Source organism: Pseudidiomarina aquimaris, assembly GCF_003987395.1.
GTDB classification, from domain to species: domain Bacteria; phylum Pseudomonadota; class Gammaproteobacteria; order Enterobacterales; family Alteromonadaceae; genus Pseudidiomarina; species Pseudidiomarina aquimaris.
On sequence record NZ_PIPT01000004.1, the window covers coordinates 25,016 to 40,942 of the forward strand.

General features: G+C 51.4%; 20 protein-coding genes. 19 read left to right on the forward strand and 1 reads right to left on the reverse strand.

What is annotated here, in order from left to right; translation table 11 throughout:
- Positions 1-123: 123 nt before the first annotated feature.
- Entirely contained in the window at positions 124-1,407 is a 1,284-nt protein-coding gene (locus CWE21_RS05975) for an acetyl-CoA hydrolase/transferase family protein (protein ID WP_126833544.1), read from the reverse strand.
- A 57-nt stretch (positions 1,408-1,464) separates the two neighbouring features.
- Between CWE21_RS05975 and CWE21_RS05980 the strand changes: the two genes are divergently transcribed.
- The 19 genes from CWE21_RS05980 to CWE21_RS06070 all read left to right on the forward strand — a co-directional run bounded on the left by CWE21_RS05980 (position 1,465) and on the right by CWE21_RS06070 (position 15,924).
- Complete coding sequence (locus tag CWE21_RS05980; protein WP_126833545.1) at positions 1,465-1,836, forward strand: DUF423 domain-containing protein; 372 nt, start codon at positions 1,465-1,467, stop codon at positions 1,834-1,836.
- Positions 1,837-1,857: 21 nt separating this feature from the next.
- On the forward strand, positions 1,858-2,235 hold the full coding sequence (locus CWE21_RS05985) for a hypothetical protein (RefSeq protein WP_126833546.1): 378 nt from the start codon (positions 1,858-1,860) through the stop codon (positions 2,233-2,235).
- Between the two features lie 18 nt (positions 2,236-2,253).
- Positions 2,254-2,658 (forward strand): hypothetical protein, encoded by a 405-nt coding sequence (locus CWE21_RS05990; RefSeq protein ID WP_126833547.1) that lies wholly within the window; start codon positions 2,254-2,256, stop codon positions 2,656-2,658.
- Positions 2,659-3,315, forward strand: a complete 657-nt coding sequence (locus tag CWE21_RS05995) for an START domain-containing protein (RefSeq protein ID WP_126833548.1) — start codon at positions 2,659-2,661, stop codon at positions 3,313-3,315.
- Positions 3,316-3,403: 88 nt separating this feature from the next.
- Positions 3,404-4,072 (forward strand): beta-ketoacyl synthase chain length factor, encoded by a 669-nt coding sequence (locus tag CWE21_RS06000; RefSeq protein ID WP_126833549.1) that lies wholly within the window; start codon positions 3,404-3,406, stop codon positions 4,070-4,072.
- Positions 4,073-4,154: 82 nt separating this feature from the next.
- Complete coding sequence (locus tag CWE21_RS06005) at positions 4,155-4,859, forward strand: lysophospholipid acyltransferase family protein (protein ID WP_241970230.1); 705 nt, start codon at positions 4,155-4,157, stop codon at positions 4,857-4,859.
- Positions 4,840-5,106 (forward strand): phosphopantetheine-binding protein, encoded by a 267-nt coding sequence (locus tag CWE21_RS06010; protein ID WP_126833551.1) that lies wholly within the window; start codon positions 4,840-4,842, stop codon positions 5,104-5,106. The genes CWE21_RS06005 and CWE21_RS06010 overlap by 20 nt, the downstream gene beginning before the upstream one ends.
- 8 nt (positions 5,107-5,114) lie before the next feature.
- Positions 5,115-5,369, forward strand: a complete 255-nt coding sequence (locus tag CWE21_RS06015; protein WP_126833552.1) for an acyl carrier protein — start codon at positions 5,115-5,117, stop codon at positions 5,367-5,369.
- Positions 5,369-5,920, forward strand: a complete 552-nt coding sequence (locus CWE21_RS06020) for a COG4648 family protein (RefSeq protein ID WP_126833553.1) — start codon at positions 5,369-5,371, stop codon at positions 5,918-5,920. The genes CWE21_RS06015 and CWE21_RS06020 overlap by 1 nt, the downstream gene beginning before the upstream one ends.
- Entirely contained in the window at positions 5,895-7,217 is a 1,323-nt protein-coding gene (locus CWE21_RS06025; RefSeq protein ID WP_126833554.1) for an AMP-binding protein, read from the forward strand. Before CWE21_RS06020 ends, CWE21_RS06025 begins: the two co-directional genes overlap by 26 nt.
- On the forward strand, positions 7,214-7,579 hold the full coding sequence (locus tag CWE21_RS06030; protein WP_126833555.1) for a 3-hydroxyacyl-ACP dehydratase FabZ family protein: 366 nt from the start codon (positions 7,214-7,216) through the stop codon (positions 7,577-7,579). Before CWE21_RS06025 ends, CWE21_RS06030 begins: the two co-directional genes overlap by 4 nt.
- Before the next feature lie 2 nt (positions 7,580-7,581).
- Positions 7,582-8,325 (forward strand): glycosyltransferase family 2 protein, encoded by a 744-nt coding sequence (locus tag CWE21_RS06035; protein ID WP_198675076.1) that lies wholly within the window; start codon positions 7,582-7,584, stop codon positions 8,323-8,325.
- Positions 8,322-9,296, forward strand: a complete 975-nt coding sequence (locus tag CWE21_RS06040; RefSeq protein WP_126833557.1) for an LpxL/LpxP family acyltransferase — start codon at positions 8,322-8,324, stop codon at positions 9,294-9,296. Before CWE21_RS06035 ends, CWE21_RS06040 begins: the two co-directional genes overlap by 4 nt.
- Entirely contained in the window at positions 9,286-10,827 is a 1,542-nt protein-coding gene (locus CWE21_RS06045; RefSeq protein WP_126833558.1) for an HAL/PAL/TAL family ammonia-lyase, read from the forward strand. Before CWE21_RS06040 ends, CWE21_RS06045 begins: the two co-directional genes overlap by 11 nt.
- Before the next feature lie 2 nt (positions 10,828-10,829).
- The gene (locus tag CWE21_RS06050; protein WP_126833559.1) at positions 10,830-11,240 is read left to right on the forward strand and encodes an acyl-CoA thioesterase; all 411 of its coding nucleotides are present in this window, start codon (positions 10,830-10,832) and stop codon (positions 11,238-11,240) included.
- A 20-nt stretch (positions 11,241-11,260) separates the two neighbouring features.
- Positions 11,261-11,812: an outer membrane lipoprotein carrier protein LolA gene (locus tag CWE21_RS06055; RefSeq protein ID WP_157982736.1), complete on the forward strand. Its 552-nt coding sequence runs from the start codon at positions 11,261-11,263 to the stop codon at positions 11,810-11,812.
- On the forward strand, positions 11,796-14,078 hold the full coding sequence (locus tag CWE21_RS06060) for an MMPL family transporter (RefSeq protein ID WP_126833561.1): 2,283 nt from the start codon (positions 11,796-11,798) through the stop codon (positions 14,076-14,078). The genes CWE21_RS06055 and CWE21_RS06060 overlap by 17 nt, the downstream gene beginning before the upstream one ends.
- Positions 14,079-14,092: 14 nt before the next feature.
- Complete coding sequence (locus CWE21_RS06065; protein WP_126833562.1) at positions 14,093-15,349, forward strand: NAD(P)/FAD-dependent oxidoreductase; 1,257 nt, start codon at positions 14,093-14,095, stop codon at positions 15,347-15,349.
- Complete coding sequence (locus tag CWE21_RS06070; RefSeq protein WP_126833563.1) at positions 15,334-15,924, forward strand: DUF3261 domain-containing protein; 591 nt, start codon at positions 15,334-15,336, stop codon at positions 15,922-15,924. The genes CWE21_RS06065 and CWE21_RS06070 overlap by 16 nt, the downstream gene beginning before the upstream one ends.
- Positions 15,925-15,927 lie beyond the last annotated feature (3 nt).

Below are 15,927 nucleotides of genomic sequence, written 5' to 3' on the forward strand. Positions count from 1 at the left end.
CTTCTGAATGTGATTGTAAGCCTAGTACAAAGAGGAGAATTGATCGATATCAACGAATGGAGGCTGTACCTCTGCTCGTCAGAGGTACAGCGGGACTACTCCTATGTGAGTAGTTACAGACAGTTAGATGTGTACTTGCAATCCCCAGTCGTTGCGTGCTTCGCGCGCCAGTTGCTCGCGGAATTGCGGCGCAGCGATAAGAATCAGCGCCGTTGCACGCTCAGTAAGGCTCTTTGCACGCAGGTTCGCGACGCCATATTCCGTCACCACATAGTGCACATGCGCACGTGTCGTCACCACCCCTGCGCCAGGCGCTAACAGCGACGTGATCCGAGAAACTTTGCCGCCACAAGCTGTCGCCGGTAATGCAATCACAGAGCGGCCACCTTCAGACAAACTTGCGCCGCGCACAAAGTCCATTTGTCCGCCGACGCCGGAATAGACTTTGGTGCCAATCGAGTCGGCACACACTTGGCCCGTCACATCGACCTGCAAAGCGCTATTAATCGCCATCACTTGCTTATTCTGGCGGATCACCGAAGTATCGTTGGTGTACTCCACGTCCAAGAAGGCACACTGTGGATTATCATCGACGAAGTCATAGAGCTGCTGACTGCCCATGGCAAAGGTCGTCACGATACGCCCGCGATGCTTGCGCTTGCGGGAATTATTAATGACGCCACTCGCGACCAGCGGTAACACGCCATCCGAAAACATCTCGGTATGAATACCAAGATCTTTGTGGTGACCAAGACATGCAAGCGTGGCGTCTGGAATAGCGCCGATTCCCATCTGTAAACAATCACCGTCATCAATGAGCTCAGCCACACGTTCGCCGATACGCGTGGTGATCTTACTTTGCGCTGGGCGCTCATGAATCGGCATCGGCGCCGCTTCTTCAAAATAGCGGTCGATCTGGCTGACATGAATAAACGAATCACCATGCGTGCGCGGCATCATCGGATTGACCCACGCGATCACCTTTTTGGCAACCTGCAGCGCTGCCCGCGTTGCTTCGACACTGATCCCTAAACTACAGTTACCATGCCCATCGGGCGCAGACACCTGTATCAATACAGCATCAAGTGGCTGTTCGCCGGAACGAAATAGTTTGGGAATTTCCGACAAGAAAATAGGAACATAATCGGCAAGCCCTTCGTTGACGGCACTACGAGTCGACTTACCAACAAAAAACGCACGCTGGCGTAAATGTCCCTGCAGCGCTGGATCAGACAACACTTCGCTATGTTCGGTATGCAATTGCAGTAAAGTCATATTGCGGCGTTGCAACGCCACTTCAGCGAGTCGTTGCAATAGTTTATAGGGCGTTGCTGCCATCGACTGACACCAAATGACGTCATCATCGGATAAAATTTCTAGCGCTTGTTCAGCGTTTGCAACACGCATTTCGACTCCTTTTGCGATAAAGTAGGTGGCATTCAATTAATAAAGCTTAGGCATACAATGAAACTATTCGCAATGTTAGGTGCAATCAATATGGCACTTGGGGTAATTCTCGGTGCATTTGGGGCACACGCATTAAAAGCGCGGCTCTCACCTGAAATGCTAACTGTATTTCAGACCGGCGTGCAGTATCACATCTATCACGCACTTGGCTTGTTTATGGTCGCCGCACTCCTGATCCCCTACCCTAATGCCGGCGGCTTACGCACCGGTGGCTGGATTTTATTCGCAGGTATTCTACTCTTTTCCGGCAGCTTGTATTTGATGGCATTAACCGGTATTCGCTGGTTCGGTCCGATCACCCCCATCGGTGGCGCCTGCTTCATTATCGGTTGGATTTGGATATTTTGGGCGGTGTTACGCGAACTCTAGTCTGCACAGAGGAACCAAACAGTGTTTGCTTCACTTTTTTTAGTCTTTGCCCTCGCCGATACAGAGGCCGCTCTACCTGAATGCGCGTCATCTTTATCAGTGGCGACGCAAACCTGTTACCACCCAACACCGACACCCTGGAATAGCGCCAAACGGTTTATCTTTGAACTCAACCGCGCTACGACCGCCGAGATTAAGTGGCATTTACCCAGTATCGAGCGGTTAGCCCAGCTACCGCTACCCTGCGAAACGAATGCGCAAGATACTCAGCAATGGTGGATGAGCTCGAGTTTTTTGCAACATGGTGACGAAATCCTCGTTGGCGCTTATCATTGTGGTAGCGGTGCGACAGAATTTGTGCCCGTCAACCAAGCATTGAAGTTGTTGCTTATACGCTAACCTAAAAAGGAACTTTGTATGAACTTCTCTATCGTGAAATGTATCGCTGTGTGCGCTCTAGGACTGACTTTAATGGGCTGCTCAACTAGCGCCCCTATTAACGATGTGCAAGCCGCAACCATCAATCACCAACTCAGCCATGAACAAGTTCGCATGGCGATCATTGAGGCAGGTGCGCAACGTGGATGGGCGATGAGTGACTATAGCGACGATGAGTTACATGCGGAACTGTATGTGCGTCAACATTACGCTAAAGTTCGCATTCCTTATTCGACCGAAGGCTTTTCTATCTATTACGTTGCCTCTGACAACCTCGACTTGAGCCGTGACGGCAAGCGCATTCACCGCAATTACAACCGCTGGGTAAATAATCTTCGGCATGATATTCAAATGAACATTCAAGTGAAGGCGTTGCAGCCCTAAATGCACCACGTCGCGCGCGGGATCTGTGTCCTAGCCTGTGGATTCGGGTATCTGTTTAGCGGTGATGCCCAAGCGCAGCAACATAGTGATTGGCAACAAGCCGTTGCCAATCCGCATTATCAAATCGATTACCGCGAACGCGCCAACGGTATCCTTGAGCTCCGTGCCAACACGGTCGTGGACGCGAGGCTCGGAAGCTTTCTGCATTTACTCGAAGATGTTGATCGCATCTCAACGTGGTTAGCGCGAGCAGAAAAAGCCACCGTCATTGCCCAACCTGATGCCCATACGCATGTCGTGCATACGGTGTTTTCCGGGTTTTTCTTGGTCGCGCGGCGTGACATGGTCACCCGTAGCGTCTGGCAGCAAGACCCCATAAGTCACATCGTAACTATCAAGGTAGAGAATGCTAACGACGACTATAAGGTACCCCCACATGGCGTTCGTATGACGGCTCTTGCTGCTGAGTGGCAACTCCAGCCTAATGAGGACGGCAGCATCACCATCCTTTATCAAGGCTATGCTGACCCTGCTGGCGCTCTGCTAAAGGCTGTGGCGCGCAGCGCAGCCTTGGAAGCATTGAAAAAAACGCTTGCTCGCTTGCCCGCCGCGTTAGAAAATTATCAACGCCCTTATCCAGGCATTGCCGAACCCTAAGAGCAAGTGTTAGTTTTTTGAAAACAACTGCGGCTTTGTGTATTATCCCGCTTCTTTTTTTGCGCACTCAATCAGTCGAAATCTGCCCATGCAACTATTCACCAAGGCCAGTGCCTTAGCGTTACAAGACGATGTCGTTGAGAACGATCCGCTACGAGCATTGCCGGCAGGAACGCGGCGGCGTTTGAGCCCCTATGCGAAGTTGCTCGTTCGTGTGGTTTACCAACTGCTCGATGCGCATCCACAGATTCAAACAGCACCTATCGTATTGGCCACGCAACACGGCGACTTACACCGTACCGTTCGACTCTTACATGACCTTGCGACTGAACAACCGCTGTCACCCACGCAGTTCAGCTTATCGGTGAACAATGCCGCTTTAGGCCAACTCAGCATCTTGCTTGAGAACACCGCGGCGATGACAACTGTTGCTGCTGGCGCCGATTCTTTTGCCATGGGGTGGTTAGAGGCTGGCCTGCAGTTGCAGCAGGCATCTGAAGTTTTGTTTATCTACGTTGATGAGCCGCCGCCCGAGCCCTATACCGAACATGCCGAATTACCTGAACAGGCTGTTGCTATGGCGGTATTGCTGAGTGCAAATCAGGGCCACACTGTTACCTTTGAGCGGGCCCCATCGTCTTCACCAACGGGACTGCTAGAGCCCCTTTTGCAACTGCATGAACTCATTGCTGAGCGCCGCAGCGGCAAGGTTCAAGTCCAAGGTGAACAAGCGCTCTGGAGTTGGCATGTTGGCTAAGGTACTACAATTTTGCAATCACACATGGCGGCGCTTCGCCACAGGGCTGTGTTTTGCGGTGTTTGGTTTAGGTGGTCTGGTAATGTCACTCACCGCTCTCCCATTATTAAAACTGCGGGCCTACGGCGAACCGGAAAAACAACAGCAAATGGCAAAGGCCATGGTGCAACGCACTTTTCGCTTTTTCATTGGCTTTATGCGCTTTACTGGGGTATTCAACTTTGCTTTTCCAGCTCGTGAACAATTGCAACACTGTCGCGGACAAGTGATCATTGCGAACCATCCATGCTTGATTGACATTGTCGCGTTAATTTCATTTGTGCCGAATGCCGACTGTGTGGTGAAAGCCCATCTTTGGCGTAATCCTTTTATGCGAGGTGTGATAAAATCGTCGGGTTATATTAGTAATGGTGACCCCGAGGGCTTGATCATCGATTGTGAACGCTCCCTCGCCCAAGGCAATAATTTAATTATTTTCCCGGAGGGAACGCGGACGGAGCCGGGTAAGCCTTTTCGCTTTCAGCGCGGCCCAGCGAATTTAGCACTGCGGACGCAAAATGACATGATGGCTCTACGTATCTGCTGCGACCCTGTCACCCTAATAAAGAATGAGCCTTGGTACTGTGCACCGCCAAAGAAACCAACATTGACCATTGAGTTTCTGCGCGCTGTACCGACCACCAGCTATCAAACAGAACAACCGAGCATCGCCGCGCGCCAACTTACACGGGATCTCGAAGCTTATTACAACAAGGTACTCGAAAGTAATGGAAAATATAAAACTTGAGCTGAAGACGTTAATTATCGAAGCACTCGATTTGGAAGATGTTCGCGTGACCGATATTGACGATAGTGCACCGCTGTTTAGCGATGAAGACAATGGCCTCGATCTTGACTCCATCGATGCACTGGAACTTGGGCTCGCCATCAAAAAGAAGTTCGATGTCAAACTTGATGCCAACTCCGCAGACACCAAGAAGCATTTTTATAGTGTAAATACGTTGGCTGAGTTTATTGCCAGTCAAAAGGGATAAGAACGACCATGCAAACCAGAGAAGACGTTTATCAAACGCTTGAACAGATCCTCATGGAGGACTTTGAGATCGATGCTGAAGAGATTAAGTTAGACGCCAATCTATACCAAGATCTCGATCTCGACAGCATCGATGCAGTAGACCTCGTGGTGAAGTTACGTGAGATCACCGGAAAGAAGATCAGTCCAGATGCATTTAAAGCGGTTCGCACCGTCGAAGATGTTGTAGATGAGGTTCTGAAACTCATTCAAGAACCAGCCTAATGATGCGTGTTTTGCGTGTCCTGTCATTACTCTGCCTAGCGACCTATCCCTTATGGGTCGCAGGCTTGGTGCATGCAGGTCAAAGCCAACATTTATGGTGGGTACTGTGTTTGTTTGTGCTACCGCAATTGTGGCTTGCTGACTGGCGACAACCGCGCAGTTATGTGGTCGTTTTTGCCACCTTGGCGGTGCTGATTGTGGCTTGGATTGCCAGTCCGCAAGAAGCCGCACTGTTTTATCCAGTTTGGATGAACCTTGGCTTTTTTGTCCTCTTTGCTAGCTCACTTTGGCAAAAGCCTGCAATCATCACGCGAATCGCGCAGGCAATGGAGGGCGAGCTCCCACCGAGCGGTGTGCGTTATACCGAAAATGTCACCAAAATATGGACGGTATTTTTTCTGATTAATGGCAGCATCGCATGGTGGACCGCTACCCAAGCAAGCTTGAGCATTTGGACTTGGTACAACGGCGTCATTGCTTATGTACTGATGGCTTCTCTCTTCACTATCGAGCTAGGTATTCGCTATGTGGTTAAAAAGCGACACCACTAATTGGTTTTTAGTGCTGCCCCAAAGCGCACCTTGGCAAGAGTTCCAGGCTGATGTTGATGCTGCGCGACACTGGCTACAGTCGCAAGCGGCACAGCGCTGGCTGTTGTTTGAACCTGATAGTTATCGTTGCGCCGTTTGGTTGTTTGCTTTACTTGCAGAAGACCGTCAAGCCGTGATGCCACAGAACCAGCAACAAGAGACGTTACGCTTGGTCGCTGAGGAGATTGAAGCGGCGTTACCGGCGCAAATTCCTGAACGCTCGAGTGAACAAGACGTTCGCCCACTGAGAGGTCCGCTGACGACCCCTCTCACGCTTTTTACATCTGGCTCGAGTGGCACACCACAAGCTATTCAAAAATCTGCACGCCAACTCTTTAACGAAGTGCAAACACTTGAGGCGACCTTCGGCGAACGCGTCGGCGATGCTGCGGTGGTCACCACCATTTCTCACCAGCACATCTATGGGCTGTTGTTCACCCTGCTCTGGCCCATATGTTCAGGTCGTTGTTTAGTTCCTCAGCGAATCGAGTACCTGGAGCAATGGCAGCTTTATCACCAGCAAGCAGATAATTATTTATTGGTAAGTAGCCCTGCGCACCTCGACCGCTTTACTGAGCTGGAACACCTGCGCGAAGGTAGCGGTGATTTGCGCGCTGTTTTCTCCTCAGGAGGCCCACTCGCCGCCGCTGTACCTCAGCGTTTTCGAAATGCAGGTTTTCTCGCACCCATCGAGGTATACGGGAGCACCGAAACCGGCGGTATTGGCTGGCGTCAACGTAACCAAGGTGAACAAGCATTTCAACGCTTTGCAGGTATTAAGCTGACGGTCGATAGCGATAACCTATTACAAGTGCAATCGCCGCACTTACCCGGTGAACAGGTTTACACTACCGCCGACAAAGTCGAGTTACTCGATGCGAATGAGTTTAAGGTTTTAGGCCGCGCCGATCGCATTGTGAAGATTGCCGAAAACCGGGTTTCACTCGCGGAATTAGAACATTTTTGTGAAACGCTGCCCTGGGTACGCCAAGCAAAATGTGTGCTGCTCCATCAGCCACGCAGCGCGCTCGGTTTGGTCGTGGTGTTAACGACATACGGCCAACAGCTCCTTGCCAGCGAAGGTCGCCTGTCGCTCCGTCGGCGTCTAAGAGAACACCTGCAACAACGCTTCGATAAAGTCGTGTTACCGCGCAAATTCCGTTATGTTGAAGCAATACCTTGCAATAGCAGCGGCAAAACAACCTATGCCATGTTGCAAGCACTGTTTAACACTACCGATGCAGAAGGCGATGTATGACAGTTCATTACCCTGAGTTTACGCAACTCTCCGAGAGCATTGATGAAAGCGGTCGTCGCCATTTACGTGCGCAGTTTGCAGTCACGCCTGACTGCCTGTATCTGCAGGGGCACTTCCCTGAGGCACCGCTGCTCCCCGGCGTAACCCAGCTCGACTGGGCCATTCAATTGGCCGCTGACCACTGGCAAACGCCACGCACGGTTCGCACCATCGAAGTTTTAAAGTTTAATGACATGATTTTACCCAAAGCTGAGGTCACGCTTACTTTAGAGTGGAAACGCGATGATTGCGTCGTGTTTCGTTATCAACATAACGACAAAGCGTACTCCTCTGGGCGCTTAATTTTTAATTCCGCGGCCTAATTATGCGTGCTTGTTTTATTATTCCAATCTACAACCATCATGAAACTATTGCCGCGACAGTCGCGGCGCTCATGCCCTATCAGCTACCGATTTTTATCGTTGATGATGGCTCTGATAGCGCAACGAAACAAGTTCTCGCCGAATTAGTTGCGCGCACGCCTTTTTTGCAACTGCACACATTAGCTGAAAATACCGGTAAAGGTGGTGCGGTGATGGCCGGGCTGGCGCAGGCCCATGCCGCCGGAATGACCCACGGCTTGCAGATTGACGCTGATGGCCAACACGACACGCGGGACATACCTGAATTCTGGCAGCAAGCAGAACGGTATCCAGAGGCACTTATTAGCGGCGCCCCGCAATACGATGCATCAATGCCAATGTCGCGCAAAATCGGGCGCAAGATCACCCATTTCTGGGTACACATTGAAACACTTTCTCTGCGTGTCAAAGATACCATGTGCGGCTTTCGCGTCTATCCGCTTGAGACGACTTTGGCAACGATAGCCGAGCACCGTCCGGGGACTCGAATGGATTTTGATATTGAGATCATGGTGCGCATGTATTGGCGCGGAACCCCAATTCGCTTTATCCCCACACAAGTTATTTACCCCGAGGGCGGTCGTTCACACTTTCAGGCGTTTGCTGATAATTGGCTTATTTCCAAAATGCATACACGCTTATTCTTTGGTATGTTGCGGCGCGCACCTCTACTTATCTGGCGTCGCCTGCGTGGGAGTTCAGTATGAAGCATTGGGCGGCAACTGAAGAACGCGGCAGTTACCTCGGTATTCTGATTGTCCTGCGTGCCTATAAGTATGGCGGGCATGTACTGATGCGCTTAGTGCTCGCACCGGTCATTTTCTACTTTTTCCTAACCGGCGGGAATGCTCGACGTGCATCATTGGACTATTTACGCCGACTCCACAACTTTAGTGGCGACGCTTCGCCGTTTGCTAGCGTACCGACTTGGCGTGACAGTTTGCGCCATTTTTGGCAATTCGGCTTAGCTTCATTAGAAAAAACCGATGCTTGGATTGGCCGCATTCGTAAACAGCATGTGCAAAACTGCGGCAATACTCATTTCCGTGATCTGGAGCAGCGGCCCGAGGGCGGGGTGTTGATTGGCAGTCACCTAGGTAATTTAGAAGTTGCCCGCGCAATTGCCAGCAGTAGCTATAGTAAACGCATGAATGTGCTGGTCTTTACCGAGCATGCGCAAGCCTTTAACCGCGCGCTACGCGAGTTAAATCCCAATGTCACGGTGGATGTAATTCAGGTAACCAATATCGATATGGGACTGGCCATTATGTTGCGCGAGCGCGTCGACCAAGGGGAATTTGTTGTCATTGTCGGCGACCGCACCTCGGTCACCGACCCGAGCCAAAGCGTTCACCATCATTTCCTCGGTAAACCTGCGCAATTTGCCATTGGCCCTTGGGTTTTGGCGAGTATTCTGGAGTGTCCGGTGTACTTTTTGTTCTGTCTACGCAATAGCACTGGCGCAGGCTATGATTTGCACTTAGATTTCGTCACTGCGCAACTGCAGTTACCGCGGCGCAGCCGCCAGCAACATATTGATGCTATTTTATCTCAGTACATCGCCAAGCTAGAGACGTTGTGTCGACACTACCCGTATCAGTGGTTTAATTTTTTCGACTTTTGGCAACAGCAGGAAACCGCAGCAACAACAGAAGGATCAGTAGGTAATGCCGATTGAAAATGTTCAGTTTGGTGGTAAACGCACGACCATCAACGATATTGTCCGCTTAAGTAAAGGTGAGGCACAAGCCCAGCTCAGCGAAGATCCAAGCTTGCGCGAGCGCATCGCAGCTGGCACTCGTTTTCTCGATACCCTACTGCGTGAAGATGGCGTTATTTATGGCGTGACAACCGGTTACGGCGATAGCTGCACGGTGACGGTTCCAACCGAACTGGCGCACGAGCTGCCTATTCATTTAACGCGATTTCATGGCTGTGGCTTAGGTCGGCATTTCGACGCCAGCAGTGTACGCGCAATCTTAGCGACGCGACTTTGCTCTCTCGCCCAAGGCTACTCAGGGGTAAGCTGGGAACTCCTAGAGCGGTTGGTGGTGATGCTTAACGAAGGCGTGCTCCCACTCATCCCCGAAGAAGGAAGTGTCGGCGCGAGTGGCGATCTCACTCCGTTATCCTATGTCGCTGGAGCGCTTATTGGCGAACGCGATGTGCACTTTAACGGCACCACAATGAATAGCAAAGAAGCCTTCGCTAAACTTGACCTACTGCCGCTGCAGTTACGCCCCAAAGAAGGCTTGGCCATCATGAATGGTACTGCGGTGATGACCGCGCTTGCATGCCAAGCATGGCATCGTGCCGACTACTTAAGCCGTTTGTCCGCCCGGGTGACGGCACTTGCAAGTATTGCGCTTGATGGCAACAGTAACCATTTTGACGAACTGCTGTTTGCGGTAAAACCGCATCGCGGTCAGCAAGATGTCGCACGCTGGATCCAGCAAGATATTAATCATGTTGAACATCCGCGTAACTCGGATCGACTGCAGGACCGCTATTCTATTCGCTGCGCTCCGCACATTATCGGCGTTTTACGTGATGCGCTACCTTGGTTTGCTGAAACCATCGAAAATGAACTCAACAGCGCCAATGACAACCCCATAATTGATGGTATTGGCGAACACGTACTCCATGGCGGGCATTTCTACGGTGGGCACATCGCGATGGTAATGGACAGCATGAAAACCGCCGTTGCCAATCTGGCTGATTTACATGATCGCCAAATGGCGCTGCTCATGGACACTAAAATGAATAATGGCCTGCCGGCGAATTTGTCGGCGGCAAGCGGTCCGCGCGCCAGTATTAACCACGGTTTCAAAGCTGTGCAAATCGGCTGCTCGGCATGGACCGCCGAAGCCCTTAAGCTGACTATGCCAGCAAGTGTCTTTTCCCGCTCTACCGAGTGCCATAATCAAGACAAAGTAAGCATGGGCACTATTGCCGCACGCGATTGTCTACGTGTCTTAGAGCTGACTGAGCAAGTACTCGTTGCGACACTCCTAGCAGCCTATCAAGGGGTGCAGTTGCGCCGCCAAGCGACGCCTGAGCTTCGTCAACCAGCTGCCGTGGTAGAAGCTATGTTAGCCGATATAGCTAATGACTTCGCCTTGGTCGACGAAGATCGCCCGTTGGAAGCTGAGTTACGTTACTGGCTGGAGCAAACAAGACAGCAACGCTGGGAACTCTACAAGGATTAAGCATGTTTGAAGCGCGTTTAAAGATTAACGTCCCGTTTTTTGATGTCGACGCCATGCACGTGGTTTGGCATGGCCATTATGTGAAGTACATGGAAATGGCCCGCAGCGAATTGCTGCGCCAATTTGATTATGACTACCCCACCATGAAAGCCAACGGCCATATTTGGCCCATCGTCGATTTGCGCGTCAAATATGTGGCGTCTGCGCGTTACGGCCAAGATATAGAAGTCCTCGCAAAACTTACCGAGTGGGAACACCGCTTACGCATTGATTACGTGATTCGTTGTTGCGACACACAAAAAGTGCTGACGAAAGCGACCAGTATCCAAGTAGCAGTGGCGATCGACACAGAAGAGATGTTGTTTGAGTCACCGGATATCTTGTTCGAGAAATTGGGAGTAACGCGCTCATGATGGCGTCACAGGCGCTAAGGATGTTGCTTTCTCTCTTACTGAGCGCTGTTTTGCTCGGCTCTGAAGCACGCACGGAAGAACCCCAATTAGCGCCCGAGGTAGTTGAATTTCTCCAACAGCAACAACAGCCTCTACCGTTCGTTGTAGAGTTCGAGCAAAAGCGTACCATTCAAGGTTTACCACGACCGTTGCTGAGCTCTGGTCAATTGACCATTGCCGCCGACGAAGTGATTTGGCATACCCAACAACCCCTTGATCAGAAGCTCGTCATCAACGCAACGGGGATCCACAGCGATGAACAACCGAAGCTGCGTGGTAGCGAAGTTATCGCCGAATTGTTACTCGCTGTGCTGCAAGGCGACGCTAATGCTATTGCGCGCAACTTCGCCACGGAGCTACAAGAGGAATGCTTGGTTTTGACCCCAAAACTACAGCAGCTTCAGCAATTTGTCGCCAGCATTGAAAGTTGTGGCGTGGCGGCCATCGAAACCATTCGCTTAGTCGAGCAACAAGGGAATCAAAGCGTGATTAGCTTCCAACCAAAGGCTGCAGTCGGTGTTGAGGCTCAATAGGCTTACCGCGTGGTTGCTTATCGGCCTTCTTAGTTTGGTCGCAGCAGCTTTATTATGGTTACGTCTGCCATCCGTCATGTGGCAAAGCAGCTTGGTCGATACTTTACCGCAAGAAGCAGACCCAGCTCACCAAGTTTATGTTGCGCAGCAGCAGCCTAATGAGCAACGCTTTATGCTAATGTTCACTGTTGGCAAGGAAGATGCTGAATTATTTTCAACGGCATTGCGCCAGCAGCTCGCGCAACTTAGTCAAGGTGAACCAGAGATTCTTCCACTTGGGCAAACTGGTGGTGAGGACTTCCTGCAAACGTATACCGCCACTGCGGGACAGTGGGCCACGTCAGGGGACTTGCAGCTCTTACAGAATCAGCCACAGCAATTGATTGCGCAAGCCCAGCAGCGTCTGCAGCAGCCAATCCCGCTATGGATGGACATTCGCCAAGATCCCCTGTTATTGAGTCAACGCTTCGTTGAGGCGCTACCCGACCCACTGCCAGGTTTCGAACATCAAGCACCACTTTATGTTCGCAGCTCAGCGACGCAAACAACGTTTTTAGTCGCCTTGACCAGTTCAGCCGACACTCTTAGTCAAGCTAATGCACGCGCTATCGTTGCACGGGTTGACGCTATGCTTGCTTCGCTTGACGAAACAGAGCTACCGCATCAGGTGACCCGCAGCGGCCTAGTCTTTCATACCGACGCGGCCGCGAGTCAAGCTAAGCTCGAAATCACTTGGTTTGGTGGCCTATCGTTAATGTTCGTACTCATCTTACTTGCCCTCGTATTTCGTTCATTTCAGCACTTGGTCTATAGCATGTTGGTGTTGGGCGTCTCCACTCTCGTTGGCGTAACCGCTGTAGTTTGGTTTTTCAGCGCGCCGCATGTGTTGACCATGGTCTTCGCTACAACCCTGATTGGGCTTTGTATTGATTATGTTTTTCATGCCAGCATCGGTGCCAGTCATGGCAGCAACAACTGGCGACACGTCGTGCCAGCCTTGCTGCTCGGTGCCGGGACAACCATTGTTGGCTTCTTGCTCCTAACGCTTCTGTCACTGCCATTACTACAACAACTTGGTATATTTATGGCAGCCGCTTTGGTGACAGTTGCTGGACTCGTTTTGCTTATTCCACAGTTGGGAATAAACAAAGCGCCAACGGCTTCTTGGCAACGCCTACACTTTGCAGCCGCAGAATTCTTCCAGCGCTTTTCACCACGATTCCGAGCAAGCTTTCTATTGCTTCTAGCTGTTGCTAGCGCTGTTGCTGTATGGCAGAACTACCGCAGTGATGACTCGGTGCGCTTACTGGCAACATCAACCCCTGAGTTGCTGGCACAGGAACAACACATGCGTGCGCAGACACAAGCGTTTTACGACGCTGACGTGATTTTGCTGCAAGCGCCGACAGCAAGTGAACTTCAGCAGCGCTATGCAGCGGTACACGAACACCTCGCGCAATGGCAGCAACAAGGTTGGCTGAGTGGCTGGCAAAGCTGGTACGACTACGTCCCCACTCCACAGCAACGCCAGCAAACAATGGCTACATTGCAGAAGCTATGGCTAACAAAGGCAGGGGAAACCTACCTTGCCTGGCTCGGTATCGATGCCCCCGAAGCCCTTCAACGCGAGACTTCAGCCCTGCCTCGGCATCCACTGCAGCAAGACTTTATTTATCTCGCAGCGACTGCAGACTCACCTGCTGTTGGCGTGATTCGACTGCGAGGTATTACACAGCATGAAAAACTTACCGAAGCGCTAGCAACTTTCAGCGGGGCTGAACTATACAATCCGTTGACCCAAGCCAGCGACGCTTTGGGCCATTACCGAAATCAACTTATGTGGTGGATGGCCGGATTACTATTATTACTATTTGCGATTTTGTCTTGGCGCTTGCCGCAAGCAAACTGGCAGCGACGTTGCCTTATGAGCCTTCAAGTCAACGCGGTGATTGTAACAGCACTTAGTAGTGCCTTAGCGATTGCCGCATTGTGGCAACCGCTAAATGCTTTTCACCTGGTCGGTGCCATGTTAGTGATCGTGCTCGGTATTGATTATGGCATCTTCTGTGCGAGCCGAATTCAACGGGGGCACGCCTTGCAAGCCATTAGTATTTCGGCGTTAACGACCATGTTTGCGTTTGGTGCACTTAGCTTTAGTCAAACTGCTGCCATCGCAGCATTCGGTACCACCGTTTTGATTGGCGTAGCGGTTACGGCTGTACTCGTACCATTGCTGCCGACTGCAAATTCAACTCACTCTGTGTAAAGGGAATTCGTCGCGTGTCTCAAGTTCAACCCCATTACGACGTGATCATAATTGGCGCTGGCCCCTCAGGTGCCGCGGCTGCGTCGCTTCTCGCGCAAGCAAATAAAAATGTCTTAGTACTCGAAAGACAACATTTTCCACGCTTTTCGATCGGCGAAAGCCTGTTACCTCAGTGCATGATGTACTTAGAAGAAGCAGGTTTGCGCGAAGTAGTTGAGGCGAATGCTCAAGAGCTCGGTTTTCAGTTTAAAGACGGTGCCGCATTTTATCGGGACGGTGAACATACTTTGTTTGATTTTACCGCTAAGTCATCAAATGGCCCAGGCACGACCTACCAAGTGAAGCGCGAAAAATTTGATCAATTACTGATTGAACAAGCCCGTAACTACGGTGCAGAGGTGCGCCATGGCATGCAAGTGGAGCAAGTGACGCTCGCCAACGACGGCGGCCCGACGAGTCTTAGCGTTCGCAACCTCGAAGATGACAGCGAACAGCAGTTGAGTTGCGATTTCTTGCTTGATGCGAGCGGATTTGGCCGCGTGCTACCGCGACTTCTCGATCTTGAGTACCCATCGGATTTTCCGGTTCGCCAGGCAGCCTTTTGTCATGTCAAAACCGACCTTGCGCACCCCAAGTTTGATCGCAATAAAATTCTTATCACGGTGCATCCCACCAACCCTGAAATATGGTTTTGGTTGATCCCCTTTGCCGATGGCACGGCCAGCTTGGGCGTGGTCGGCAGCGAGCGCTTCTTCACTGACGATAATGGTGCTGCGGCGGCGCTGTGGAACAAAGTCAATGATGAGCCCTACTTGCTTGCGGTGTTGGGCGACTATCAAGTGATTCGCGATGAGCAATTGATCACTGGCTATTCGGCGAACGTCAAACAACTTCACGGTGATGGCTTTGCCCTCCTTGGCAACGCTGGTGAGTTTCTCGACCCAGTCTTTTCCTCCGGTGTCACGATTGCACTGAAGTCTGCAGTGATGGCGGTACCGCTCGTTTTGCGTGAGTTACAGGGCGAGACAGTCGATTGGCAAAATGAATACAGTGTCCCCTTACGTAAGGGCATCGATACCTTCCGAACCTACGTTAAAGGCTGGTACGATTGCTCATTCCAAGACGTGATTTTTTACCCCCACCAACAAGAGACGATTAAGCAAATGATTTGCTCAATTTTAGCAGGCTATGCGTGGGACTTAACCAACCCGTTTGTGCGAGAAAGTGAACGGCGTTTGCGAGTAGTGACAGAATTATGCCAAGAATCTTAATAGCGCTTGCCACACTTATGTTCCTCGTCGGCTGCCAAGCAACGCCGTCGCGTGATCCCCTGTGGACGCCCGTCAGCGACGCTGCCGGCTTCACTCTCGCGACCAGCTGGCCAGGCCCCGCACAGCAAGAGCTGGTATGGATCGAATGGTCGCACCCAGAGCAAGGCCAGCACAGCTTGCAAGTAAGCAGTGCGCGCAGTGCGAAAGGCCTCACCATGGTCGGCTTAAGCCCATTAGGCCAAGAACTATGGCGCGCGGCACTCGATGCTTCGGGACGCTTCAGTTCTACAGGTGTTGCCCCCTTCGATGAGCCACGCTTGGTCAAGCAAATGCTGGCAACCATGCAGTTAGTGAATTGGCCCATTGCGGATCTGCAGCCGCGACTCCATGGCGCAAAACTGCTAGCGACCGAACAAGGGCGAATGATACACAGCGCCAGCCAAGAGCTTTTGTGGGAGTTAACACAGCAGGGGAATACCCTAGTGGTTGAACACCACGCCTTCAACTACCGCATTGAGCTACGTCAACTGCAATTGGAAATGCTAGAATTCCCCACGCAGCAAGGGGGGCAATAATTC